At 39.8% G+C, this 26349-nt stretch carries 24 protein-coding genes and 1 pseudogene; 12 read left to right on the top strand and 13 right to left on the bottom strand.

Annotated features, from left to right (window positions below; translation table 11 throughout):
- Positions 1–133 precede the first annotated feature (133 nt).
- The 4 genes from AC0VYH_RS16665 (at position 134) to AC0VYH_RS16680 (ending at position 3749) form a co-directional block, all read left to right on the top strand.
- Entirely contained in the window at positions 134–1129 is a 996-nt protein-coding gene (locus tag AC0VYH_RS16665; RefSeq protein WP_475372767.1) for an ABC transporter substrate-binding protein, read from the top strand.
- A gap of 11 nt (positions 1130–1140) precedes the next feature.
- Positions 1141–1917 carry an ABC transporter ATP-binding protein gene (locus AC0VYH_RS16670; protein ID WP_475365644.1) on the top strand — a complete coding sequence of 259 codons (777 nt, stop codon included), beginning with the start codon at positions 1141–1143 and terminating at the stop codon, positions 1915–1917.
- Entirely contained in the window at positions 1898–2698 is an 801-nt protein-coding gene (locus AC0VYH_RS16675; RefSeq protein ID WP_194219199.1) for an ABC transporter permease, read from the top strand. Before AC0VYH_RS16670 ends, AC0VYH_RS16675 begins: the two co-directional genes overlap by 20 nt.
- A 175-nt stretch (positions 2699–2873) precedes the next feature.
- Positions 2874–3749, top strand: coding sequence for a cation diffusion facilitator family transporter (locus tag AC0VYH_RS16680; protein WP_475372768.1), 876 nt, complete (start codon positions 2874–2876; stop codon positions 3747–3749).
- A 100-nt stretch (positions 3750–3849) separates the two neighbouring features.
- On the opposite strand, the gene ytkD is transcribed toward AC0VYH_RS16680, so the two are convergent.
- Together ytkD and AC0VYH_RS16690 are read right to left on the bottom strand one after the other, a co-directional pair.
- Positions 3850–4320 carry an RNA deprotection pyrophosphohydrolase gene (ytkD, locus tag AC0VYH_RS16685; protein ID WP_430245984.1) on the bottom strand — a complete coding sequence of 157 codons (471 nt, stop codon included), beginning with the start codon at positions 4318–4320 and terminating at the stop codon, positions 3850–3852.
- Positions 4321–4433: 113 nt separating this feature from the next.
- Entirely contained in the window at positions 4434–4961 is a 528-nt protein-coding gene (locus tag AC0VYH_RS16690) for a hypothetical protein (RefSeq protein WP_475365647.1), read from the bottom strand.
- A gap of 211 nt (positions 4962–5172) precedes the next feature.
- Between AC0VYH_RS16690 and AC0VYH_RS16695 the strand changes: the two genes are divergently transcribed.
- Positions 5173–6315, top strand: coding sequence for an ABC transporter permease (locus AC0VYH_RS16695; RefSeq protein ID WP_475372769.1), 1143 nt, complete (start codon positions 5173–5175; stop codon positions 6313–6315).
- Positions 6316–6429: 114 nt separating this feature from the next.
- On the opposite strand, the pseudogene AC0VYH_RS16700 reads toward AC0VYH_RS16695, so the two are convergent.
- The 3 genes and pseudogenes from AC0VYH_RS16700 to AC0VYH_RS16710 all read right to left on the bottom strand — a co-directional run.
- Positions 6430–6501, bottom strand: a pseudogene (locus AC0VYH_RS16700) (YjcZ family sporulation protein); the annotation flags it as partial.
- A 108-nt stretch (positions 6502–6609) separates the two neighbouring features.
- Positions 6610–6948: a hypothetical protein gene (locus AC0VYH_RS16705; RefSeq protein ID WP_194219193.1), complete on the bottom strand. Its 339-nt coding sequence runs from the start codon at positions 6946–6948 to the stop codon at positions 6610–6612.
- Between the two features lie 22 nt (positions 6949–6970).
- Positions 6971–7195 (bottom strand): hypothetical protein, encoded by a 225-nt coding sequence (locus AC0VYH_RS16710; RefSeq protein ID WP_430245990.1) that lies wholly within the window; start codon positions 7193–7195, stop codon positions 6971–6973.
- Positions 7196–7337: 142 nt separating this feature from the next.
- On the opposite strand from AC0VYH_RS16710, the gene AC0VYH_RS16715 reads away from it, so the two are divergent.
- The 3 genes from AC0VYH_RS16715 (at position 7338) to AC0VYH_RS16725 (ending at position 11031) form a co-directional block, all read left to right on the top strand.
- Positions 7338–9515, top strand: coding sequence for a UvrD-helicase domain-containing protein (locus AC0VYH_RS16715; protein WP_475365649.1), 2178 nt, complete (start codon positions 7338–7340; stop codon positions 9513–9515).
- A 123-nt stretch (positions 9516–9638) separates the two neighbouring features.
- A complete protein-coding gene (locus AC0VYH_RS16720) occupies positions 9639–9827 on the top strand; it encodes a hypothetical protein (protein WP_194219190.1) in 189 nt (62 codons plus the stop codon).
- A 907-nt stretch (positions 9828–10734) separates the two neighbouring features.
- Positions 10735–11031, top strand: a complete 297-nt coding sequence (locus tag AC0VYH_RS16725) for a DUF3817 domain-containing protein (protein WP_430245994.1) — start codon at positions 10735–10737, stop codon at positions 11029–11031.
- A 56-nt stretch (positions 11032–11087) separates the two neighbouring features.
- Here the strand turns inward: AC0VYH_RS16725 and menC are convergent, their stop codons facing one another.
- The 6 genes from menC to AC0VYH_RS16755 form a co-directional block, all read right to left on the bottom strand.
- The gene (menC, locus tag AC0VYH_RS16730; protein ID WP_475367506.1) at positions 11088–12188 is read right to left on the bottom strand and encodes an o-succinylbenzoate synthase; all 1101 of its coding nucleotides are present in this window, start codon (positions 12186–12188) and stop codon (positions 11088–11090) included.
- The gene (locus AC0VYH_RS16735; protein WP_475372770.1) at positions 12188–13657 is read right to left on the bottom strand and encodes an o-succinylbenzoate--CoA ligase; all 1470 of its coding nucleotides are present in this window, start codon (positions 13655–13657) and stop codon (positions 12188–12190) included. Before AC0VYH_RS16735 ends, menC begins: the two co-directional genes overlap by 1 nt.
- Positions 13658–13742: 85 nt before the next feature.
- Positions 13743–14558, bottom strand: coding sequence for a 1,4-dihydroxy-2-naphthoyl-CoA synthase (menB, locus tag AC0VYH_RS16740; RefSeq protein ID WP_194219187.1), 816 nt, complete (start codon positions 14556–14558; stop codon positions 13743–13745).
- A gap of 31 nt (positions 14559–14589) precedes the next feature.
- Positions 14590–15414: a 2-succinyl-6-hydroxy-2,4-cyclohexadiene-1-carboxylate synthase gene (gene menH, locus AC0VYH_RS16745; RefSeq protein WP_475372771.1), complete on the bottom strand. Its 825-nt coding sequence runs from the start codon at positions 15412–15414 to the stop codon at positions 14590–14592.
- Positions 15411–17162: a 2-succinyl-5-enolpyruvyl-6-hydroxy-3-cyclohexene-1-carboxylic-acid synthase gene (gene menD / locus AC0VYH_RS16750; protein WP_475372772.1), complete on the bottom strand. Its 1752-nt coding sequence runs from the start codon at positions 17160–17162 to the stop codon at positions 15411–15413. Before menD ends, menH begins: the two co-directional genes overlap by 4 nt.
- Entirely contained in the window at positions 17155–18558 is a 1404-nt protein-coding gene (locus tag AC0VYH_RS16755; RefSeq protein ID WP_475372773.1) for an isochorismate synthase, read from the bottom strand. The genes menD and AC0VYH_RS16755 overlap by 8 nt, the downstream gene beginning before the upstream one ends.
- A 272-nt stretch (positions 18559–18830) precedes the next feature.
- On the opposite strand from AC0VYH_RS16755, the gene AC0VYH_RS16760 reads away from it, so the two are divergent.
- The 4 genes from AC0VYH_RS16760 to AC0VYH_RS16775 all read left to right on the top strand — a co-directional run bounded on the left by AC0VYH_RS16760 (position 18831) and on the right by AC0VYH_RS16775 (position 22062).
- Complete coding sequence (locus AC0VYH_RS16760) at positions 18831–19118, top strand: hypothetical protein (RefSeq protein ID WP_194219658.1); 288 nt, start codon at positions 18831–18833, stop codon at positions 19116–19118.
- Between the two features lie 260 nt (positions 19119–19378).
- Positions 19379–20311 (top strand): 1,4-dihydroxy-2-naphthoate polyprenyltransferase, encoded by a 933-nt coding sequence (locus AC0VYH_RS16765; protein WP_430241904.1) that lies wholly within the window; start codon positions 19379–19381, stop codon positions 20309–20311.
- A 225-nt stretch (positions 20312–20536) separates the two neighbouring features.
- Positions 20537–20917 carry a hotdog fold thioesterase gene (locus AC0VYH_RS16770; protein WP_226614868.1) on the top strand — a complete coding sequence of 127 codons (381 nt, stop codon included), beginning with the start codon at positions 20537–20539 and terminating at the stop codon, positions 20915–20917.
- 428 nt (positions 20918–21345) lie between these two features.
- Complete coding sequence (locus AC0VYH_RS16775; protein WP_430241890.1) at positions 21346–22062, top strand: thermonuclease family protein; 717 nt, start codon at positions 21346–21348, stop codon at positions 22060–22062.
- Between the two features lie 189 nt (positions 22063–22251).
- On the opposite strand, the gene AC0VYH_RS16780 is transcribed toward AC0VYH_RS16775, so the two are convergent.
- Together AC0VYH_RS16780 and AC0VYH_RS16785 are read right to left on the bottom strand one after the other, a co-directional pair.
- Positions 22252–24276, bottom strand: coding sequence for an ABC transporter ATP-binding protein (locus tag AC0VYH_RS16780; RefSeq protein ID WP_475372774.1), 2025 nt, complete (start codon positions 24274–24276; stop codon positions 22252–22254).
- A complete protein-coding gene (locus tag AC0VYH_RS16785; RefSeq protein ID WP_430241886.1) occupies positions 24277–26028 on the bottom strand; it encodes an ABC transporter ATP-binding protein in 1752 nt (583 codons plus the stop codon). It abuts the gene before it with no gap.
- Between the last annotated feature and the right edge of the window lie 321 nt (positions 26029–26349).

Raw genomic sequence — 26349 nt, forward strand, 5'->3', positions numbered from 1 at the left:
CACTTCGCGCATCCTCCTCTTTCTATCTACCTCCATTAATTTACCTATTCAAAACACCAATTGTTTTAAAATACATAGGCTATAGTATCTAAAACATGAGCCTACCTCATGTGACAAATGTGGAGGATAGATAATGAAAAGAAACTGGTTTATAACGTTTTGTATATACACAAGTGTATTTCTTCTTATTCTTTCGGCGTGTGGTACAAATAGTGGAAACGATCAGGTAAGAGTAGCTGAGGTTACACGCTCGATTTTCTATGCACCACAATACGTGGCACTCTCAGAGGGTATTTTTGAGAAGCATGGCATTGATGTCGAATTAACGACTACTTGGGGCGGAGATAAAACAATGACCACTCTACTATCTAACGGAGCTGATGTCGCCCTTGTAGGATCAGAGACGTCCATTTATGTCTATGCACAAGGCACTGATGACCCTGTCATAAACTTTGCTCAACTTACACAAACAGACGGTACGTTCCTTGTATCAAGAGAAAAAGTCGATCATTTTGAATGGAAAGATTTGAAGGGAAGTACATTCCTTGGCCAACGTAAAGGTGGTATGCCACAAATGGCTGGTGAATACGTGCTGAAACAGAAAGGAATTGATCCACAAAACGATTTGGACCTCATTCAAAATATTGATTTCGCAAACATTTCAAGCGCATTCGCTTCTGGAACTGGCGATTACGTTCAGTTATTCGAGCCAACAGCAAGTGTCTTTGAAGAACAAGGGGTTGGACACATTGTAGCTTCATTTGGAAAAGAATCAGGGAAAATTCCATATACAGGATTTATGGCAAAAGAAAGTTATTTGAGTAAAAATGCTGATGTAGCAGAGCGTTTTACAAAAGCACTTTATGAGGCTCAACTGTGGGTAGATACTCATTCTTCTGCAGAAATTGCAAAGTCAATTGAACCCTTCTTTCAGGATACCGATCTTGAACTCATTACAACTGTAGTAGATCGTTACAAAAGCCAGCATTCATTCGCTACAAACCCATCACTGGATCAAGAAGAATGGGATAACTTACAAAATATTATGGATGAAGCAGGAGAGCTCCCAAAACGCGTTGATCATAGCAAATTAGTAGATAATAGCTATGCCGAAAAAGCGCAAAAATAGGAGGGAAAATAATGTCTTTCCTTCAACTCAACGCTATTTCACATGTGTATTTAACGAAAAACGCTGCCAAAGAAGCGATTTCCAACCTCTCTTTCGCTATTGAAGAAGGAGAATTCGTTTCCCTCCTTGGGCCAAGTGGATGCGGGAAATCTACTCTGTTGTCGATCATTTCAGGATTAGTAAAACCTACTGAAGGGAGCGTTTCTCTACAAAATAAAATTATAAAATCTCCCGGCGAACGAATGGGCTATATGCTTCAACAGGATTACTTGTTTCCTTGGAAAACAATTGAAGAAAATTGTTTTATAGGATTAAAGCTTCTAAACAAGTTGACAGCGGATAAAAAAGAACAAACATTGGAATTATTGGATAGCATGGGGTTAAGCGATGTCCGCTCGGCCTATCCTGATCAGCTTTCAGGTGGAATGCGTCAACGCGTAGCTCTCGTTCGCACACTTGCAACAGATCCTGATCTACTGTTATTAGATGAGCCTTTCTCTGCACTTGATTATCAAACAAAATTAAAACTCGAAGACCTCGTGTTTAAAACATTAAAGAAGCATCGAAAAACCGCCTTGCTGGTGACTCATGATATTGGAGAAGCGATTGCGATGTCAGACCGCATCATCCTCTTATCGCCTCGTCCCGGGAAAATCGCGAGAACTTTTCAAGTCCCAGCTTCCCTTAAAGAATTACTTCCTTTTGAAGCTAGGAATGATTCTGCTTTCCCTGAGAATTTCCAGCTGATATGGAAGGAGCTTGATTCTCTTGAACCATCTCCAACTTAAACATAAGCATCAACATTATCTAAGAGAGTTGAAAAGGGAAAGAAATGAAATATTGGGTTTTCAGGTGTGTATTCTCTTTGCATTTCTCACTTTATGGGAATTAGCAGGACGGTTCACATGGATCGATCCGTTATTATTTAGCTACCCCTCTAAAATTGCTTCTCTCTTTATAACAAAAGTAACAGATGGTTCATTACTGTTACACACTGGTGTAACGTTACTTGAAACAATTGCTGGATTTCTTCTTGGAACAGTACTTGGAACCGTGTTCGCGGCAATTCTATGGTGGTCACGCAAAGCTTCTAGAATCTCAGATCCGTATCTTGTTGTATTGAATTCCATGCCTAAAGTAGCTCTTGGCCCGATCATCATAGTTGCGCTTGGTCCAGGTTACATCTCCATTATTACGATGGGTGCTTCTATTTCCGTTATTATTACTACTCTTGTGATCTACCACGCATTTCATACTGTTGAACCTAACTTCATCAAAGTGATTCGATCATTTGGTGGTAATAAGCGCCAGATCTTCTTTGAAGTTATTCTGCCATCTTCCTTTCCAGCGATTATCTCGACCTTGAAAGTAAATGTGGGTTTATCGTGGGTCGGCGTTATTGTTGGGGAATTTCTCGTTTCAAAACAAGGTCTTGGTTATATGATTATTTATGGCTTCCAAGTATTTAATTTCACATTGGTTTTACTGAGCTTATTTATGATTGCGATTCTCTCATCAATCATGTATTTAGGGGTCGAATGGTTAGAACGGAAATTAATTAAACACTAGCTCCTCTTAAGAGGGGCTTATTTTGTTGTGATTGGGCAAACTAGTTAGCCACCACTCACAAATATGATGGGTTCCTACACGTCTTACCACTTGCAAAATGATTGCTATAGACCCACCCAAATACCATCTGCTAGCATATAGAAGAACATATTCTTATATAAGACAGGTGAAAACAATGAGCGCACTAAGAGGTGTATGGCTTAGCATAACAGCTTACTTACTACTTTCAATGATCAAATTAGGCGCAGGGTATCTCTTTGGTTCAGAAGCCCTCTTAGCAGACGGATGGAATAACGCATCAGATATCGTGGCATCCATTGCTGTTTTAATTGGCATGAAAATCTCTCTTAAGCCACCAGACTTGAACCATCCATATGGCCATTCTCGAGCAGAAACCGTTTCTTCTCTATTCGCCTCATTTGTTATGTTTGCGATTGGAATACAAGTCCTCTTCCATACAGCTACTGTCTTACTCAGTGGTAAAGTCTCCTCTCCTCCACTTAGCTCTGCCTGGGTTGCCTTTTTTGGAATGATCGTTATGGGAGGCGTTTATCTTTTTAACTACCGCCTCGCTAAAAAAACGAATAGCCTCGGACTAATGGCTGCAGCTAAAGACAATTTATCAGATGCTCTCGTTAGTCTAGGTGCTTTTATTGGAATTATAGGTGCTCACTTTAACATGCATTGGCTAGATCCTCTTACAGGCTTTATTGTAGGTCTTATCATATGCAAAACGGCTTATGATATCTTTAAAGATTCATCACTCATGTTAACGGATGGATTTGATAAAGAGAAATTGAATGATATAGAGGCGACGATCCAAAACATTGAAGGGGTAGAAACATTAGTGGATATTAAAGCACGGATGGCCGGAAATGATATTATTGTCGATGCCGTTGTAGAGGTAGCACCTCATTTAAATATTAAAGAAGGGCATACGATTACGGACAAAATAGAAGCCCAGTTAGAGAAGGATCATGACGTTCGAAATGCCACCATTCATGTTGAACCTGGCAGGGAAATTACTGAAAGAGGCTCTGCCAATGAATAGTGCATTCTCCATCTGTTATTTGTTTGAAGAAAGTGACTTATTGGATTTTGTATAATTACGAGCAAAAAAGTCCAGTACAATGAACTGGACTTTTTTCTCATTACAAATAATTAAGATGTTTTAGACTATAAGTAAGTACTTGATCCTTCATCATAAAGCTATAACGCTCATTTAAGTGAATATCTTTCGGAAGTGTTGTTAGCTTCACCGGTCCCTTTGTTTCCATATAATCTTCTTTGTCTACGAGACGATCAATATCAGCATAATAGACATTCTTAATAATTGTCCCGCCTTTTCCTTCAACACGATACTGACCTACATATTGAAGATGCTTAACAACTCCACCTGTTTCTTCATATACCTCACGCACCGCGGCTTCTTCGGCATTCTCTCCTACTTCCACTTTCCCACCTGGAAATTCAATGCCTCTTCGAGAGTGCTCGGTTAACAGCCACTGTTTTTCGAGGCGACAAATAACCCAAACATGTTTTGGTGCGGGAGAGTAAGGATGATCCTCGAAAGAAAATGTTACCTGATTATGATAGTAATCTGTAAACATAAATTCGCTCATTTGATAACCTCGTCCTTTAGTTTCTTACTTTATTGTAAAAGAGTAGCCTGTGCTTGTCCAATCTACCTGTACAAAAAATAAAACGCACGGACCAAAAGTTCCGTGCGTTTGAATTATTTAATCTCAAAATCATTAATGATCCAATGGTTGTTTTCATAAAGAAAATGGATGTTTATTGTGTAAGAGCCATAAAGGTCAGACTCATTCGATTGTGTCAGTTCATATTCATATTCATTAAGTTTCTCCAGTTCATATGACTCATCAGTATTCACCCACGGGAATAGCTCTGTTGGTACTAAGTAAAGATCACCTTCACGCTCTGCAAAATAAACATCCGCAATTTCAGAAGCGAGTTCTTTTGAGGTTATCTTTTGTAAGTCCTGCTCAACCTCTGCTATTGTTTGAAACTGTTTAACTTTACCCTCTTCATCTGTATCCTGAATAATATGATTGATAAGTTCGTTAGATAAATTCTCAACTTCTGGTTTTTCAACTGAATCCGTCTTTGCTTCTGCTTTATTCTCAAGAGTAGAAACCACTATTTCTGAATGATCAGCAGCAACTTTTGATAATTCTCCGCCACAACCCGAAGTGAAAGTTAGTGCACCTACAAACATTAATAAACCTATGTATTTTTTCATGTCACTCATCCTTTAAGTATAGTAGAATTTCTTTATATTGATTTCATACCTCATCCTATTAGGTGTCAAACAAACTAGAGATATATTAAGTCTTTTTTACCATAGCAATGAAAGGATTTTTGCTATTTTCTTTTGGATACACTACTTATACGAAAAGACATAGCAGAATGTTTCGATTTTTCATAATTTATTTCGGGAGAGGGGTGATTTATTGGGAGAATTATGGAAGATTCGATTTAATAATTATCTGCGGCATCGACTTAAGTATTTGTCTTACATCATGCAAGGCGGATTTTTGATCGCTTTATTGCTAAGCGGAGCAATAGGAATTGTTTATTATCAACGTTTAATCGATGTTATACCTGAGCCATTTCCACTCCTATTTGCGATCGCCCTCATCATGAGCGTAGTACTAAGTATTCTTGAAGGAAAGTTCTTTCTCTTTCAAGCGGATCGCGTCTTTTTAATCGCATGTGAAGATCGTATGAGGCAATACATTAAATATACTTTCTTCTATTCTTTGATTCGTTCACTGCCGATAATTTTAATCGTTAGTTTAGTAAGTGCTCCTGCCCTCATTCATTTAGAAATTCCTTTGGAATTACTAACATGGATTTATGTCATGATACTCTTGCTCTTTATATTGTCTTTTTTTACGATCATACGATCTTACTTCACGAAGAAAAAATGGCTGCGTCTTTACCTTTTCATTAGCAATTTCACTATTCTTTCCTTCACCATGAAAGGATATGTTTTTATTGGTGCCTTATTCCTTATGTTTCCCATTACATACCTTTACTTACTATTTCGTCAAAACTCGATGCTTCAGTGGGAAAGATTGATTGAACTTGAATCATCACAAACTGCTCGGTTTGAGCAATTCGCAAACCAATTCGTCGATGTGCCTTCTTTACAGAATAAAGTGAAGGCAAGAAAGTATTTGCACTGGATTATTCAATTGATACCAGTGTCTAACGCACAGACCTTTCTATTGATTAGGATTTTCTTTCGTAAAGGAAACTACACATGGGTGTATATCAGATTAATTGGACTCGGAGCATTGATTCTCTATTATCTAAGAGGAGAGTACTCATCGTACATAATGGTCCCAATCCTTTTATGGGTCACTCAAAACCAGCTTTTAGCAATCAAAAAAGAACAAATGAGAGACTCGTTTCTTGTTATTCTCCGTAACGATTATCCACTGAGAAACATGATTTTATCGTTATTAGTTATACAATCCATTTTATTTAGTATTGTTCAGCTTCCTTCTTTACAGCATAGTTTTTGTGTTTTAATAGAAGGACTTTTGATTTCATTTTTTTTAGAACATAAAAAACAGAGAAATACATAAAGAAAAGCCGGCTAATATTAGCCGGCTTCTCTTTATGATTTAGCAACAATAAGGATTGTAGTTTGCTCCGCCTACATAACCTGGTCCAGGACCACAACCGCCGCCCATTGCGCCAGCTCCAACAATAATTAGTAAAATAAACAGAACAACAATTAACGCAAAACCTTTACCATATCCTCCGCTCATCTTTATCCCCCTCGTTAAAATTCATTCACTACACTATTACTTTATGTAGTTGATTCCATTTAGGAAGGGCATGAGCGGAGTTCATGGAGAAAAACTAGTTGTTCATCCTCAATTTCTTGTATTGTGGTTTAGAGCTGATAATACGCCCATTTGATCAATTTGTTGCTTTGTATGAGGTGTGCCTAGTCGATGGATCATCTTATATAATTCATAAATTGCTTCATCCGTCCAATCTCGATGACGGTCTACTTCACTTTCATCATAATGATTCAGTGAAAAGAAATCATTTTGTTGCACATATTTCTGAGAGCGCAACTTCTCAATTACACGTTCCATTTCCATTTTCTCTTCTTGACTTGCTCTAATTTCAAAGGCATTCATTTGAGTGCCAACATTTGTCTCATGAAGCTCACCTTTAGGTGTTACAAAATACGTCTCACGTACCATTGCTTCTCACCTCCATGAAAATTTAAACAGGACTTTCTTCTAAATGACGATACCCTTTGTATTCATGTTGAGCAGCATCAATGGTTTTCTCAACAGTATCAAGCCTAGAGCGAAATGATCCAACGTCACGTCCCTGTTTCTTTGCTTCTTCAACTCGCGCATCATAGTTGGTTGCTTCGGTCGCTTCTGACTCCACATGAAATTGTTTTTTATCATGATCCACTACAACTTGAATAAATTTTTCCATTGATTTTTCCTCCTCTTTATCCTATCCTGCTTGTCACTTTACCCTTTTCGGATAAATATTAATCTTTTCCTTAAAAACGAAAACACCTAAATTTATGTTAAAATGAAGGGATGAATCCATAAGAATAGTTCAGGTGATGATCATGAATTTTACTACAACACCGCATCAAGCAGTGACTGAATTGGACCTATCTGCTCCTTTAACACCCCACTCGTCTCTCAGACCATTGGAAGATAAAGCAGAGCAGGCTTTTTTTCATGCTTTAGAGGAAAAAGGTATACGTCTGAATGAACCTCAAACAAAAGCAGTAAAGCATACTGAAGGCCCTCTTTTGACAATTGCCGGAGCCGGAAGTGGAAAAACATCTGTTTTAACAGCACGAACAGCTTTTCTAATGACAGTAAAGGAAAAAGATCCTTCTAGTATTCTACTCATTACTTTCACTCGAAAGGCATCTGAAGAAATGCGACAGCGTATCAGTCACTTACCAGGTGTCTCTTCTCAAGACTCCGGAAGATTAACAGCAGGAACATTTCATTCTATCTTCTTGAAATTATTAAGGAGTCTCGGTTATAACCAAAAAATATTGAATAGTGATCGTCACAAACAAATTATAATGAAGAATATTCTAAAAAAAATGAAGAGTCCTGAAGCATCTTTACCAGAGATTATGCTTTCATCAATATCTGCCTGCAAAGTTAAAATGATGGAGCCTGCAGATATCCCTGACAGTAAAGAAACAGAAGAATTAAAGAAAGCCTACTCTGAATATGAAGAGTGGAAAACGGCTAATGGCTATATTGACTTTGATGACATTCTTGTCTATATGTATCGAGAATTCAATCAAAATCTCGCTCTACTTCAAAAAATGCAAAATCGATTTCAATATATTTTAGTAGATGAATTCCAGGATACGAATCCAATTCAATATGAATTAATTAAACAAATTGCAGCTCCTCAAAACAACTTATTTGTAGTGGGTGACGATGATCAAGTTATCTATTCTTTTAATGGTGCAAATAGCTCAATTATTTTAGAGTTCGATCGTGCTTATCCCGAGGCATCCGTCGTAACGCTGGATACAAACTATAGATCAGCTCCACCCATTGTTGGACTCGGAAACCATGTAATTAAGCACAATACGTATCGAAGAACGAAAACGATGAACGCTACAGACAAAGACGGAAAGCAACCATACTATCTTCGCCCTGCTACAACAGAAGACGAAGCAGGTTATGTCCTCCGTCATATTCGAGAAAAGAAGCGAGAGTGGAAAGACATTGCCATTCTTACAAGAACTTATACGAATGCTAGAGCCATTTTCGAGCAGTTGATTGAACAGGACATCCCTTTCAACGCACAGGGAATGAAACAGGTCTTTTACGAGCAATCAATTATTAAAGGAATGATGGAGCACCTTCGCCTCGCATACGAGCACCAAAATCTTGATGCGACAGCCGCCATACTCCCATCCCTTTTTATTAATCAAGAATCAGGTATGCGCCACATTGAGATGGAAAATTTTGTTGATCCAGTTGAATTTCCTTTGTTACATTTAAAATCATGGAAAACACTACGTGATTTTCAAAAAAAATCGATAGATCGACGTGTCCGCCTTGTTCAAGAAGCTAAACGTCATCGACCCCAGAAAGCCATTCAATTGTTACGAGATGACTATATGAAACATCTGGACAGCGCAAATGACGAAGCATTAACTGTGCATAAGACTACTCTTAAAGAAATGATGGACGAGCTTGAGTTCTCGAGCTCACGATTTGAAACCATCCCAGAGTTCCTTGCCTACGTCGATCGAATCATACAACGATTCAATGAGCATAAACAAAAAGCTAGCGCCTCTAACGCGCTTTCACTACTATCCATTCACCAGGCTAAAGGGCTTGAATTCCCTGTGGTTTACGTCATTGGTGCTTCAGAAACGATTCTACCGCACGTTTCTGCGCTCAATACGATGAAAGACAAAGAAGCCTCTCATAAGCAGCTCTATATGAAAAATCCGACTGCTGACCTTGAGGAAGAACGTCGCCTTTGTTACGTTGCCATTACACGTGCAAAGGAAGAGCTCTATATTTGCTCCCCTGAGAAACACCTTGGTAAACAAACACCCGTCTCTCGTTTCTTAACGGATGCCTTCAAGAAGAAAATTCAACAAGAAGGTAAAACGGTGAAAGCATGGGTTTGCAGTAGTGAATTTTGCAAAGGATGGATGAAAATAGAGGATAAGAAACAACCTGATCAAAAGCAATGCCCCTTATGTGATAAGCCAATGATCATTTCGCAAAAGCCTGTTCAAAAAGACTGAACTATGTCACTGTGTTAAGCTTTGTTGCGCTTTGATTACAAATTATTTAAGAGAAGTTTAACTTCAATAATTCGCTCTCCAAACGTGCTATAGTAGAAAAAAACGCGCAACAGGAGGGCTCCGATGAGCAGCATTCGTTACGAAACCATCTTTCAGAAGCAGCTTGGAAACGGTACGATTATCGGTATTATGGATTACCTTGAAGGCAAGCTGATCAGACTGAACTTAAATGATGAGGAGCCGGACTTACTTAACCCGGAGCTAAAAGAATTTTTCCAGCAAGAGCGGATGAAGGTACATCCTAAACAATAGTTACCCACTCAGAAACAAATGTTTAAATAAACGAAGAAGCCTCCAAATAAAGGAAGGCTTCTTTTTATTTTTCAAGCATAAAAACCCAGATAACTGGAACGCTATTCATAAATCGCTTTGTAACTTGAAGTATTTTCTTCTGAAAGTAGTCATTTATAACTATTTATTTCAAAAAAAGGTTTGATATAAAAAATGAATAGGGTATATCAATAGTAGCAAAGGACATTGCTATATTAGAGGAGGAAGTCATTATGTTAAAACAAGTTCTCGTTATTATCGGTATTGTTGTTGTAGTAGCATTTGTTGTCAGCGCATTATTCTAGAAGGCAGCAAAAATATAGTTATATATGAACTAAATTGACTTTATCAAGGAGGAATAGCAATGGTACGTACAATCCTTATGATCATTGGCGCGGTTGCTGTGATTGCAGCTATCATTTCATTTATTTAATATTGTAAAATTGAGCAATTGAAATTTATTAATTCATCATAAATAAAACAGTCGAGCCATTACGGTTCGACTGTTTTTTATCGTCTATTAATCATTCTTCTTCATGTTTTTTTTGGCTTCATCAACTTTGGACTTTGGAATGTATATAAAGATTGCCTTTTTGTTATTATTCATACAAATCTCCTTCAGAGTTGATTTATTGTTACCCTCATTCATTCTACTCGATAAAGGCACGTATAAGCAATCATCACTTACAAAACATTTGAAAACAATGCCTTAGTACTAAATTTTCTGTGAATAAAAAATTGATTAGGAGTATTTGCATTCAAACTGTCAAGAAATCGATAAAACTTCAACTTCTATTGTAGGACTAGTATTGATATACTATTTGTAAACTGCCTGTAACTGTTTATGTGAAGCAGATCACATCAGCTAATGATGAAGGAGTGAAATACATTGTTGAAACAACCATTGAAACTATTCCGAGGCGTCGGCTACGCAGAAGGAATATCATTTTTATTATTATTAGGAATCGCGATGCCCCTTAAATATATGATGGATATCCCTATGGCCGTAACGATTGTTGGAGCGTTACATGGCGGACTGTTTGTTCTCTATCTTGCCGTAATTCTATATGTCACAATCGTTAAGCGCTGGTCTTTCATTAAAGCCGCGCTCGCAGTTGTCTCCTCCGTTATCCCATTCGGACCGTTTATATTCGATGCGCGAATCGCAAAAAATTCTGAAGTATAAAAACAAGGCAGGACCTTTAGAAGGTTCTGCCTTTTGTTATCTTTTCCCTAGCTATGTTAATAAACTTCTTTAGAAACCGTCACTCTCTCAAGTTCTTTCCAGTTTATTTCGTATCCGATCCCATTCTCTTTAGAAACAGTAATCAAACCGTTCTCCACTTCCACTTCAGGTTCAATAATATCTTTTTCCCAGTACCGTGCTGATGCAGAGACATCTCCTGGTATTGTGAAATTAGCCAAACTAGAAAGCGCGATATTATGCGCCCTTCCTATTCCGGACTCTAACATGCCACCACACCAAACAGGTATCCCCCTTTCACTACATAAATCATGGATCCTCTTACTAACGGATAACCCTCCAACACGTCCGGGTTTAATATTAATAATCTTACAGCTATTTAAATCGAGCGCTCGACGGGCATCATCATAAGAATGTATACTTTCATCCAAACAGACCGGTGTTTCAATCTCTTTTTGTAAAATCGCATGATCTACGATATCGTCAGCTGCTAGAGGTTGTTCAATCATCAGCAAATGAAATGGATCAAGTGCTTTTAAACGATCGATGTCTTGCAGAGAATATGCTGAGTTCGCATCTGCCATTAACGATAAGTTTGGATAAGAATGACGTATTGCTTCTAGAATCGAAATATCCTGCGAAGGTTTGATCTTCACTTTAATTCGTTCATATCCCTCATCAACTCTTCTATGGATTTCTTCTAGCATAACTGAAGGATCCGAAGCGCCTACGGCAACTCCTGCCTTAATCTTCTGTGAAGAACCACCTAATGCTCTTGAGAGGCTAATTCCTTCTCTTTTAGCATATAAGTCCCAGATCGCACCCTCAATCGCAGATTTAGCCATTGGATTTCTTCGAATGCCCGCTAGTATTCCTTCCACATCGGACGGATGAGCAATGAGTTGGTTTTTGAGTTTAGGAATGATGAAGTCTCTTAGCATATGCCAGGAAGTTTGAAGCGTCTCTTCTGTATACCAGGGCGACGTAAAGGCAACTCCTTCTCCAAAACCTACTTCCCCTTCAGAATCTCTTACTTCGACGATAATTAAATCTCGAGCAGTGACTGTTTCCAAACTGTTACTAAAAGGGGATTTTAGGTTCATTCGAATATGACGTAGAGTAACACTCTCCAGTTGCATCATATCGTATCACTCATATCTACTAATAAATTTCGCTGTAGCTTATTTGCCCCATTCCTAGGAAGGCTATCCACATAAGTAATCGTTCTAGGTAGCTTGTAACGCGCAAGACGTTCTGAAAGATAATCGAGCAGCTGCTGTTCCGTCAAAGAGCGATTCTTACTAACAACAAATGCTGCAGGTACTTCTCCCCATTGCTCATCTTTAACCCCAGTTACTCCTGCATCCTCCACATCTACATGCTCAAGGATCGCCGCTTCAATTTCTGCGGGATACACATTTTCACCACCAGATATAATAAGGTCTTTCCTTCGATCCAATACAAAGAGAAAGCCATCTTCATCCAGATAACCAATATCGCCTGTATGAAGCCACCCGTCTTCAAATGCAGCTCTTGTTGCATCATCCCTTCGCCAATACCCCTTTGTAATCGTAGGTCCTTTCACGAGAATCTCTCCATGTTCTAAAGCAGAAAGGGATTTATGATCAAGACTAATCATAATCTCTGATGGGAAAAGCGCCTTTCCAGCTGACCCCTGTTTATCTAGCATATATTCAGGTGAAAGCGTCACAATTTGAGAGGCAGTTTCCGTCATACCAAATGTCTGGAAGACAGGAATATGCTTCTCCTCGCAAGTAGAAAGAAGCGGGTATGGAGCTGGACCACCTCCAAGAAGCATGCAGCGAAATGTTTCGGGGTAATGATCGGTTCCAAGGTCATCGAGCATTTTTTTCAGCATAGCGCTTACTACCGATACAATTGTAATCCGTTCTTTTTGAATCGATTGATTAACGACACGCGGTTCAAACCGTTGTTGAATAACCATTGTGATTCCGTAAATAACACTTCGCAATAGAATAGAAAGTCCACTCATATGGAACATTGGAACCGCACACAGCCAGCGATCATTCATATCTAAACCAAGATTAAGACTGGAACCGATCGCACTCCACCAATGGTTACCATATGAAAGCATAACACCCTTAGGTTTTCCAGTTGTGCCAGAAGTGTACATAATCGTATGAAGCTGATGTAACTCAATAGTTGTTTGTAGCTCTTCTAACTGATAAGCACCTGGGTGAAGATCTTCCCAGATGATTATATTTACCGGACTTTGTTTTGCGTCACTAGCTTTCTTCTCAAGTGAATTGTCAGTGATCACATAGGAAATCTCAGCATCGTTCATTTGGAAAGATATCTCTGGTCCTGTTAATCGATGATTCAATGGAACAATGACAGCCCCAATGTACATCAGAGTATGTAAACAAACGGCAGCGTCTAATCCATTCTCCATATAAAAACCAACATGCTTTCCTTTTTCGATCCCTTTTGCTTTTAGAGCATTTGCCATCTTAACTGCCTTTTCTTGTAACTGTTTATAAGTTAACTGTTTGCCATTATCGATAAGCGCCACTCGCTCAGGCGTCATAGAAGCACGTTTATGTAGCCAATTTGGCATCGTATCCATCTTTAACATCCTTTCTTTCATTACCATAGACTATTTGAAAAAAACAGCTTGATGGGAATCCATCAAGCTGTTTCAAGCAATCGATTTAAGGAAAACGTGGGAACTGTTTAAAGTCCGGTTTGCGTTTTTCTTTAAATGAATCGCGTCCTTCTTTTGCTTCGTCAGTTGTGTAATAAAGAAGCGTTGCGTCTCCACCCATTTGCTGGAGTCCTGCAAGACCGTCTGTATCTGCGTTAAGAGAAGCTTTAAGGAAGCGTAGGGCTGTTGGTGACTTATCAAGCATTTCCTGTGCCCACTGTACTGTTTCAGCTTCAAGCTGATCAAGTGGAACAACCGTATTAACAAGTCCCATATCAAGTGCTTCTTGTGCATTGTATTGACGACATAGGTACCAGATTTCACGAGCTTTCTTATGACCTACGATACGAGCAAGGTATCCTGCACCGTATCCAGCATCAAAGCTACCAACTTTAGGGCCAGTCTGACCAAAAATAGCATTATCTGCAGCAATTGTCAGGTCACATACCACGTGAAGGACGTGTCCTCCTCCAATCGCATAACCTGATACCATTGCAACAACCGGCTTAGGGATAACACGAATGAGGCGTTGAAGATCCAAGACATTTAGACGAGGAATCTCATCATCACCTACATAACCACCATGACCACGAACACTTTGGTCACCGCCAGAACAGAAAGCTTTGTCTCCAGCTCCTGCTAGAACAATAACACCAATATCTGAATTGTCTCTCGCAAATGAAAAAGCGGTAATTAATTCGTTAACCGTTCTTGGCGTAAATGCATTGCGCACCTCTGGACGGTTGATTGTAATCTTAGCAATACCATCATACGTTTCGTAAAGAATATCTTCAAATTCTCGTTCAGTCTTCCATTGAATCATTTAGAAATTCTCCTTCCTTATGTAACAAAATTTACAGATTAGAATCTGCATGCTTTTTTAGAAAAGCTACTACCATTTTATCAAAGATTTCAGGTTCTTCTACATGAATTGTATGCCCTGCGCCAATAATTTGCACAAAATCAGCCTGAGGAATCTTTTTTTTCATCTGTTTCCCAATTGAAATGAACTTCTGATCGTACTCCCCAACTATTAGAAGGACTGGAAAGGTTATCTTCTCTAACACACTCCAATAGGAAGCCTGTGCCCCCGTTCCCATTCCAATTAGACTATTTGTTAGTCCTATTTCATTATTGCTCAAACGCTGCTTTCTTATTTCACTTTGAATACTTGGTGAAAGTTTCTTCTGCGAAGAAAATAACGGAAGAGATTCCCAGAAGGTTACGAAATCTTCAATACCTTCCTTCTGAATTCGCCTGGCAAGTGCATGGTCTTTCTGCACTCGTTCTCTTCTTTGATCTTCCGTAGAAAGCCCAGGTGAACTGCTTTCCAGAATAAGCGTTTTAATGAGCGAAGGGTACTGGACAGCAAATGACAAAGCAAAACGTCCACCCATGGAATAGCCAAGCAAATGGAGTTGATCGATCCCAAGTGAATTTAATAGTTGTTTCAAGTAACTCCCCATAGATTCCATAGTATATTGAGAAGCATCATTCGGTTTCGCACTTTCGCCGTGACCGATAAGATCGATTGCAATCACTTTATATAGCCTGGACCATCTTTTCATAAAAGAAGACCAGTTCTCACTCGATCCTGTGAATCCATGCAATAATAGAAGAGGTTCTCCTTCTCCTGCGATTTCGACATGAAAAGGTTGTCCACCAACGGTATAAATCATGATTTAAAACTCTCCTGCAGGACTATTGCTGTTCCCTTCGAAACCTTCGCGAACATCTCTCGATGAAGCCTAAGATTGGCATCACGATCAGTTGGAACTTCAATTATGCTTAGCCCATGGTGATTCTGACTTTTCTCATACGCATAACTAAACTCTTCCCAATTCCATACGCGTTCAAAACTTGCCTCATATAATGCGGCAGCATGTTCATAATTTAGTCCATGTGGTGTGCCAAAGAGTTTCTCAAAGTGCTTCTCCTGCTTGCGCTGAGGTAGAAATGAGAAAATCCCTCCGCCATCATTGTTAACCACAATAACCGTCATATTGATCTCATATAGCTTAGCTAGAAGCAGACCATTCATATCATGGTAGAAAGAAAGGTCACCAATCACCAGCACGCTAGAAGAATAGGCTGTACTTGCTCCAAGAGCTGTTGAAATAATACCGTCAATACCATTCGCTCCTCGATTCCCCATTACAGTAGGTCGAGAATTCTCTGGCAAGAAAAAGTTCTCCATATCGCGAATAGGCATGCTATTCCCTACAAACAGGAGATCATTCGCACTCATCAGTTTCCCTAATTCTCTAAACACATGGCCCTCAAATAGCTCGTCAGTTCCTAAATCTTCATGAAGTAAGGTGAGAGTCGTTTGGTTAATGGCCTTCCATTTGTGTAACCACCGCTTCTCAGTAGAGTTGTTGCTTTGCACAGCAGGAAGAAGACTGTTTACAAACGATACAGAGGAAACTGTAAGCATGTCAGAACTATAAAGAGTAGGGTCTCTCCATCCTCTCTCATCCACAACTATATGAATAGGGCTTGCTACACTCTTCATAAAGAGCATATAAGCTTTTGAAACTGGCATCGCCCCAAATCTAATCACTACTTCAGGGTATAGCTCTGAATCCACCTCGCCCCTAAGAAAGGCGTCATACCCTTCTACAAGATTAGGAGAATCAATATGCCGACATTTTGAAAGTGGATCTGCTAAAACCGGATAACCTAATTCCTCAGCAAGAGCAAATAGCGGTTCAGCTAATTCGTCGTTATCCTGAGGTCCGACCACAATAATACCTTTCTTGCCAGCTAATTTGTTTGCATAATCTGTGACTGCATCTTCGTTTAAAACACGTATGTGATCTGCCGCATTTACCCACGGTTCATAATTCTCCCTACCATCTGAAAAAAGACCTGAATAGGATAGATCTGGTATCAAGGGATCTCTAAATGGGAAATTAAGATGCACAGGTCCAGCAGGGAGACCGGAAGAAACGGCTGTCGCTCTAGAAGCCGCAGTTCTGATATACCGATTTAAATCTGAAGAGGAAGAAGGCATCGCCATTTCCATAAACCACTTCACATAGTCCCCATATAGCTTGATTTGATCAATCGCCTGTGGAGCTCCATTATCACGAAGCTCATGCGGGCGATCGCCAGTCAAAACAATCAACGGTATATTGGATTGTGCAGCCTCAATAACAGCAGGATAGTAATTAGCGCCAGCCGTACCTGAAGAACATAGAAGTGCGACAGGTTCCTTATGCGATTTGGCCATGCCAAGCGCAAAAAAACCAGCAGATCGCTCATCGATGTGCACCCAAACGTTTAGTAACGGGTGTTCAGCCATGACCATTGCGAGCGGGGTAGAACGCGATCCTGGACTAATAACAGCATGTTTAACACCTGAACGTACAAGCTCATCAACAAATGACCCTACGTAACTTGCTAGTATTTCCTGGTCAGTCATATTTCTTACCTCCAAGAGCTGTTAGCATTGGTTTAAACTTCATTTTGGTTTCTTCATATTCACTATCAGGGTCAGAATCTCCAACTATACCGCACCCAGCGTATAGCGTTGCTTCTTCTCCTTTAAGTAAACCAGAGCGTATAGCTACAGCAAATTCTCCATTTCCCTGATAATCAACCCAACCAACAGGTCCTGCATACCAACCTCGATCAAGCTTCTCTATTCGCTTAATTTCATTTACGGCTTCCTTTTGAGGATAACCGCCAAGCGCAGGGGTAGGATGAAGCCGTTCAACCATACGAAAAAGGCTTGTCTCTCTACCAGCCCTTGCTACAACAGGAGTAAATAAATGTTGAATATGAGGCGTTTTAAGAATTTCCGGCCTTGACGGTACCTGAACAAATTCACATTCCTCTTCCATAGCTGATCGAATCATTTGAACGACAAGATCATGCTCAATTCGATTCTTTTGATCATGAAGAAGTGCTTGTCCAAGTTCATCATCCATTTCCTTCGATTCACCTCGTTGAATAGAGCCCGCAAGACAAGTCGAATACACTTGTTGTCCATCTCTTTTGACTAACCGTTCAGGTGAAGCTCCAAGAAAGCATTTGTCTCCATATTCAAACGCGAAAACATAGCTATCAATTTGTTGTTTTTTTAAATTTGTCAGTGTTTGGGTTGATGAAAAGTTTTGAGTCGACTGGAGCTTAATTTCTCTCGCTAAAACGACTTTATCAAGATGGCCATTTCTAATATTAGCAGCAGCACTTCTGACCGTTTCTTTCCATTCCTGAGGTCGTATTTCTTCTATTGAAATAGCATCGACATCTGCATAGGCATGAGACGTAAGCTTCTCAAAAAGACGATCATGCTTATCTAAAAGCGCTTCAGATATAACTTCCACATTATCTCCTGCGCTAACAATTGCGTTGAGTGTGAGCCAAGCATGGTTTCCAGCTGAAGTTAACATTAATTCTGGAAGAACCATCCCGCCTTTAGGAAAGGAATCCCATTCACCGCTATCTGGGGCAGTTGGATCGAATGAAAACCCACCTAACAGAACCGGTCCAACACCTGGCCTTGAAGGAGCCCCCTCTATGATCGCTTGTTCTAAAAAAGTTTGCCAATCACTTTCAATTGAACGAAAACGATCGATTTGAGCCTCAAATTGCTTCACACAACCCTGGCCCACTATTGTCGTGTCATTCTCAGGGTCCGACCAGAATGTTCGATCATTCTCGTTAGTAAACGAACCTGCAGCATAAAAGGAGAGGGGATCGACAGCAGCTACTGATAGCACCTGACTAACAAGCACGGACGTTCCCCGCTTTTCTGCCTTACTTACACCTTGATGAAGCAGGCTAAATAATTCTTGATGTTGTATTGTAGACACCGTCTTCTCCCCCCAACTTTCTGTCCATGCAAAAGCAGACCGAGTTAGCCTCGGCCACAGTTAATTAAAGGATACACCTGTCTGGCTAAGACTGTCAACGAAGCTGTTTAACCGTATGAATGGTTCTTATGTATAGATTCCCCATCTCATAGAAAAAAACCATTTTAATGTTCCGCAAGTGCCCTTAGCAAAAAAAATAGTGAGCATACACTGATAAAAGTAGACGCTGCTTTGCAGTCGTTTATAAACTAATGCATAAGGGAGGGTCTATATTGTCCAGACACTATTACCATGGGGTTTGTCGTCAACACATAGGACAATGTGTTGAAATCAAGTGTCATGACGGTCAATTGCATAGAGGTCACGTTGAAGAAGTTGATAATGAATTTGTTTATATCCGCCCTTTAAATCGCAATTGTGACGGACCACAACATCCCGAAGGACCAGGCATGTTTTTCTTCGGAGCACTTGCAGGAGGTTTTCTTGGCGGTCTTTTAGGAGTAGGACTAGGAAGTATTGCGTTCTTCAGACCATACCCATATCCTTACCCATATTATTAATCATTCAAAAACGATCCTTCGAACGAAGGATCGTTTTTGAATGGAAGAATAACTACTTTTACCCACCTCAAACTTAGAATAACCTTCATTTCTCTTTCGTTTGAAGGGAAATTCGCTACTTTCCTCTATTGACAGAGACTTCTTGATATTGACAAAAGGATTGACACCCCTTATCCATTTTTTTAAACTATAATGGTCACAAGGGGAATTTATAAGAAGTTTATTACTAAAGGGAGAGACACAATTATATGGAAGAGCGTATGAATAACAGCAACGATAAGCTGAACAAAGTCACGCCTTCAAAACCAACATGGCAGGTATGGTGGCGTTTACTCAGGCCGCATACATTAACTGCTTCCTTCGTCCCGGTTTTTCTGGGCACAATGCTTGCCCTTCAAAGTCATACATTACATTTTGGATTGTTTATGGCGATGATGATCGCATCTATTCTTATTCAATCTGCAACAAACATGTTTAATGAATACTATGATTTCAAAAGGGGTCTCGATCACGCTGGGAGTGTAGGAATTGGGGGCGCTATCGTACGAGATGGTGTTAGTGCAAGAACAGTATTAAACCTTGCTTTTATTTTCTTCGGCATTGCGATTCTTTTAGGTGTTTATATCTGTGTCCTTACAACATGGTGGATTGCGGTTATTGGAACAATCTGCATGGCAGCAGGGTACTTTTACACTGGCGGTCCGTATCCAATCGCCTACACACCATTTGGTGAAATTGCTGCTGGTGTATTTATGGGACTAATACTTGTATTACTTTCTTTCTTTATTCAAACAGGTGTGATTACGTTTGAAAGCATTCTCGTTTCGATTCCTATATCCATTCTAGTTGGCGGTATCCTCATGGCGAATAATATTCGTGACTTAGAAGGCGACAAAGAAAAAGGACGTAAAACACTTGCGATTCTTCTCGGACATGATAAGGCTGTAACATTTTTAGAAGGTATGTTTATCGTATCCTACCTCTGGGTGGTTGGACTTATTATTACAATTGATTCATCTTTATGGCTTTTGTTGATAATATTAAGCATCCCTAAAGCATTTAAAGCCATCCGCTTATTTGAAGGAAAAACAAAAGCAGCTCACATGATGCCTGCTATGCAAGCAACTGCTCAAATGCATACACAATTCGGACTGTTAATGGCCATTGGTTTATTATTAGCCTATTTCATTTAACACGATGAGAAAGTCAGAGATCCATTTGGTCTCTGACTTTTTTATATTTATGAACCACTCCCTCACCTTTGCATAAATTCGTGAAAATAATCCTCTATTCTCTGAATGAAAGTAAAAAGGAGTTTATTTAGAAATGCTACAGCCTATCGATCGCTAACTTTTCTCTTTTTCTCACGTTAGCCTCGTGTATACTGTAAATAAGTACATAAAAATGGGGGTAATACGATGGAATTTGCAAATACAATGTTAGAGGCACTCGGCATTAAAGCCATTACATTAACACCTGAAAAAGTTGTTCTCGAAATGCCAGTTGGACCAAGCACTCATCAACCACTTGGCTTTCTTCACGGTGGCGCATCAGTAGCCCTAGCAGAATCAGCAGCCAGCATAGGCGGCACACTTAATCTAGATTCAGAAAACGAAGCAACTTTTGGGATGGAGATCAACGCTAATCACCTCCGAAGCAAAAAAGACGGCGTCGTCCGAGCCATCGCCGAACCAATCCACATCGGCAAAAGAACAATGGTGTGGGAAATCAACATCGTAGACGAACAAGAAGAACTAATCTGCATATCCCGCTGCACCCTAGCCGTTAAAAGGTATTAAGAAAAGCGAAGCGGGCCTGCCTAAATCCGCAGGATGTTGGAGCCCATGAGATTGAGACGCTTTTTGTCTCATTCGATTGGGCGAAACAGCCGAAGGATTTGGCCCGCGCAGCTAGACATGAAAAGCGAAGACGAGCGTTTAGAAACGGAGATATTGGAACGCTTGAACTAGAACACTCAAAGAAAAGCCCGTCATTAATGACGGGCTTTCTGTTCTATTTTTCTTTCACCAATTTCTCTATAATCTTCATGATAGGTGTTTGATATTGCATAATGACATTCATCGCAAACCAATCTTCGTCGTTCCCACGGGAAGAGCAATTCTTTCTCACAGTAAATACATCCGTGATTCAATTGGATCACCCCCCTTTTAGATTATGCCTAATATGGGCGTCTAAGACCTAAGTGGAACGGAAAGGAGAGTAACAAATGATACGAATAAGACTGCCTTTTCTTTTTATCATCGTATTTTTATCTGCATGCGCTACACTCACATCTGATACAGAAATAAAAGAAAACACAATTCCGGCAACAGTGGATCGAGTTGTTGATGGCGATACATTGAAAGTAACTCTTGAAGATCGAGAAGAAACAATTAGACTCCTTCTCGTTGACACTCCGGAAACAAAGCATCCGAGTAAACCTGTACAACCCTATGGACCTGAAGCCTCCCAGTTTGCTAAGAATCAACTAGAAGGAAAAGAAATTGGTGTCGAGATAGATGTTTCAGAACGCGACAAATACGGTCGACTGCTTGCTTACGTATGGATTGGCGATCAGATGTTTAATGAGATGCTCCTTGAAGAAGGACTAGCAAGAGTTGCTTATATTTATCAGCCAAACGTAAAGTACGTTGATACATTCCAAGAAATTCAGCGTAAGGCTCAAGAAGAAGGCAAAGGCATTTGGAGTATTGAAGATTACGTTCGCGAAGAAGGATTTAACGAATCCTTTGAAGCATCTGACTCCACATCTACTGACAAGGGATCTCAACAAGGTTGTGACATTAAAGGGAACATTAATTCTAAAGGAGATAAAATTTACCACGTTCCTGAAGGATCATATTACGAGATTACGAAAGCAGAAGAAATGTTTTGTAACACAGATGAAGCCGAACAAGCTGGATTCCGCCCCTCTCAACGATAGATGCAACTACTTATTACTCTCTTCAGACTGAAAGACGAGTGAGATAAAGAGTTCACTAAAATAAGCCAAAGATCGAGAATCAACAGTATACCTAACATATCTAATAGAAAAAGAATGGGGTTTGCACCCTCCAACATCAAAGCCGTAGCTTAAGCTACGGCTTTGATTCATTTCATCTACTGATATCTACTAAACAGCCTGCTCAACCTTTTTCCCTTGTTGAAGCTGATACATTTGGAAGTACCTTCCCTTTTGCTTCATCAATTGATCATGATCGCCTCGTTCAACGATTTCACCTTGGTGAAGAACAAGGATTTGGTCAGCCTCTCGAATTGTTGAGAGTCTGTGAGCAATGATAAATGTGGTACGACCCTTTTTTAAAATATCCAGCGCATTTTGAATAATCATTTCTGTTTCGGTATCAACATTCGAAGTCGCCTCATCAAGAATTAAGACAGCAGGGTCAAACGCTAGTGCCCTTGCAAAAGAGATCAGCTGTCTTTGCCCCGAAGAAAGCGTGCTTCCTTTTTCGATCACTGCCTCATCATACCCGTTAGGAAGAGATCGAAGCAGCTGCTCTGCTCCCACATCTTTTAAAGCCTTTTCAACTTTTTCTCTTGAGATCGAGGAATCATTAAGACTTACATTCGAAGCAATCGTTCCAGTGAACAAGAATGGATCCTGGAGCACGATCGCCATATGCTGTCTTAACTGCTGCTTTGGAATATCTTGAATATTTTGACCGTCGATAGAGATCGTTCCTTTTTGGTTATCGTAAAATCGGAATAATAAATTCATAATTGAACTTTTCCCTGAACCAGTATGCCCCACTAGGGCAACCGTCTGACCTTTTTTCGCTTCAAATGATAGTTCCTTTAACACATATTCTTCTGCTTTGTATGCAAACGAAACATGATCGAAAGTGACATTCCCATCATAACGAGGAAATTCACCATCTGATACATCTTCCCCCTTTTCATCAAGAAGCTCAAAAACTCTGTCCGCCGCTACTAAAGCCTGTTCTAAATTAGCTAGCTGGTTCACCATATTTGTAACGGGTTGAAATAAGCGATTCAAATAATCCACAAAAGCATAAAGAACACCGAGACTCACAATAGACCCAGCCGTTAATGAAGCTCCCCCAAAGTACCAAATCAATACTACAAATGAAATATTCCGTAGAATGTTCACAAGGTTATGTGACATTAAGGAATTCAAATTCAATAGCTTATTTTGATAAGTAAAATGGCTGTCATTCAGCTCTTCAAATTCCGCTTCAGTCTTCTCTTGACGTTTGAAAGCTCTTATTATCGACATGCCCTGAATGGATTCATTGATCATTTCGTTAATATCACTAATCCTTGTTCGAATGACCTTATTGAATTTCGACGCATATTTACGATAAACGAAGATCCAAATCAGAAGGAGTGGCACAATCGTTAATGTAATCAACGCAAGCTTTACATCAAGCAAGAATAAGGCGATAAATATCCCTGTCATATAAAAGATGCTTGTGAAGAACGTTGCGAGCACCGTCACATAAAGCTCTCTTATTGCCTCCGTATCATTCGTAATTCTTGCCACAACTTTACCGGCTGGTAAATTATCAAAATAGTTGATATGCAAACGCTGAATCTGGGAGTAAACATCCGTTCTCATTTTTTGAATAATACGGTTAGCAGAGGTTTGCAATAGAAGTCCCTGCCCATATTCAAAAAAGGATGCGAACAATAGAAGCCCAAAGTAGAGCGCTATTAACCAGACCATCGGTTCTATTTGCGGTTGATAAAAGGCAAGCAGTTCTTCATTGCTTATTTCTTTAGCTTGATAGGATTGTTGTTCCCCATCCTTTTGAATCGTGATAAGGTTGTCGTCAACCGACCGTTCTCCATCGTATGCGATCGCTTCATCAACGAAATAGTAGTCGCGACCTACCTGAAGAATCCTTACTTCCTCTCCTTTAAATTCATCGCTCCCAAAATGATCACTTCGTTTATACCAGTCCCCATCATATTTAACAGCTTCTTCTCCCTGATCTGTTTCATACCAGGGATACTCAATCCCCATAATATGGACATCAATCATACGTTTCGCAATGAAAGGCCCAGAGAGCTCTGCTGTAACAGCTACCATTAATAAGAGTAAAGCAATAAGAATATTTTTCTTAAAACCCAGTGCATACTTAACTAATCGCTTTCCTACCTGTCGATTCATTTACAGCACCTCCTTCAATGAATCCTCAAGCTGCTGTCTGTCAAATTGGTCACGATACCATCCCTTTTTAGAAAGAAGCTCTTTATGAGTTCCTTCCTCAATCACCTTGCCCTCATCAAGAACGATAATCCAATCAGCATGCTGAACACCCGACAAACGATGCGTGGCTATAAACGTCGTTTTCCCAGAACGTTCATTGCGAATATTGGATATAATTTGTGCTTCAGTTTTTCCATCAACGGCAGACATTGCATCGTCTAAAATTAATATTTCAGGATTAATCATTAGAGCTCGCGCAATGGATACCCTTTGTTTCTGTCCACCTGATAAAGCGACGCCTTTTTCTCCAACAAGCGTCTCAAGCCCTTCAGGGAGCACATGTATATCTTTTTTAAAGTCGGATAGCCGCAGCACTCGATCAATGTCTTGATCTGTTCCATTATTTTTACCAAACAGAAGATTTTCTCTCACCGACCTTGAGAAAAGCATCTGATCCTGAGGAACATAACCAATCCAGTTTTGCAGAGTTTCGAGAGAAATTTCTTCGATCGGCACATCAGAAATTTTGATTTTCCCTTTACCGACTGGATATTCTCTTAAAAGTTGCTTCAGTAATGTCGTTTTCCCACTACCTGTTCTCCCTACAACGCCTAATGTTTGGCCTTTCTTCAGAGTAAATGAAACATTTTGTAAATTCGTAACAGATGAAGAGGGATACGTAAAAGTAACATCTTCAAAAACGATCGTACCTGGTGTATCCAGATATTGAGGAAAATGGTGTTCTTTCACATCCTCTTCATGAGACAGCGTCTCTAAGACACGGTTCAACGATGCATTTCCTCGCTGCATGACGTTGATCAACTCTCCAACCGCAATCATCGGCCATATGAGCATCCCCAGGTACACATTGAATGACACCAGTTCTCCGAGTGTTAGGACTTTATGAAAAACGAGATACGCTCCATACCCTAACCCAATTAAATAACTAATCCCGACAAGAACTTTAATAGTTGGCTCAAATAAAACATCTACTTTTGCTACTTCAATATTTTTCTTATATACATCTTCCGTTAAGTTCTGAAACTTCTGCTGATCTGCCCTTTCTTGTACATAAGCACGCGTTACTCGAACTCCTGCAATCGATTCTAGTACTTGATCATTCATATCTCCGAACGAATCTTGGGCAGCTGTAAAGCGCTTATGAATGATTTTTCCGTAACGATTCATGGCAAGAGCCATAAGGGGTAGAGGAAGAATAGCCGCAAGCGTTAATTTCCAGCTAATAAGAACGCCCATTGTAATCAAAATAAGAAACATAAAGATCGTTGAATCTACTAATGTTAAAATACCAAATCCTGCGGTAAGGGAGACAGCTTTTAGATCATTTGTGGCCCTTGCCATCAGGTCTCCAGTTCGGTTTTTCTCATAAAAGGATGGCGTCATTTTAAGGAGGTGCTTCATCAATTTAGATCGGAGCGCCCTCTCAACTAGAAAGGCACCACCAAATAATTGGTACATCCAAATATATGTGACGATATAGACGACGAGCAATAACCCTCCATAAAAAAATAAATAATTTCGTAAGCTTTCCCAGGTTAAGCTTCCTACGTTTATTTCATCAATGGCCATTCCGATTAATTTTGGTGGAATGACCTCGAGAATACCCCCAAAAATCAATAAAGCAATAGCAATGCTATACCGTTTCCAATGCTGTTTAAAAAACCAGCTCAATTTCCGTAAAATAGAGAACAACTTAATCCCTCCTAACTTTTTCCTACAGTTATGCTTTCTGATTGACTATTTCACCATCCTCCTTACATGGATCACTTCATTTCCCCACTGTCACTTTTCTCAGAAACCAAAAAAGACATAACCGCATGCGGTTATGTCTAATGACTTCTTAAGACATAGAAAAGGGCACACGTCTATGACGCGCGCCGATTCCTTTACTGTGACAAAGGGGTTACATCCCTGGCAAAGTGCGTCTATGAGTACATGAAGTTAGTTGTTGGATATCTTTCAAAATATGTCTCATCACACACACTCTCCTTTACCGTTATTTTTCACTCTGTC

The sequence above is a fragment of the Anaerobacillus sp. QJM3NY_32 genome, assembly GCF_056173645.1.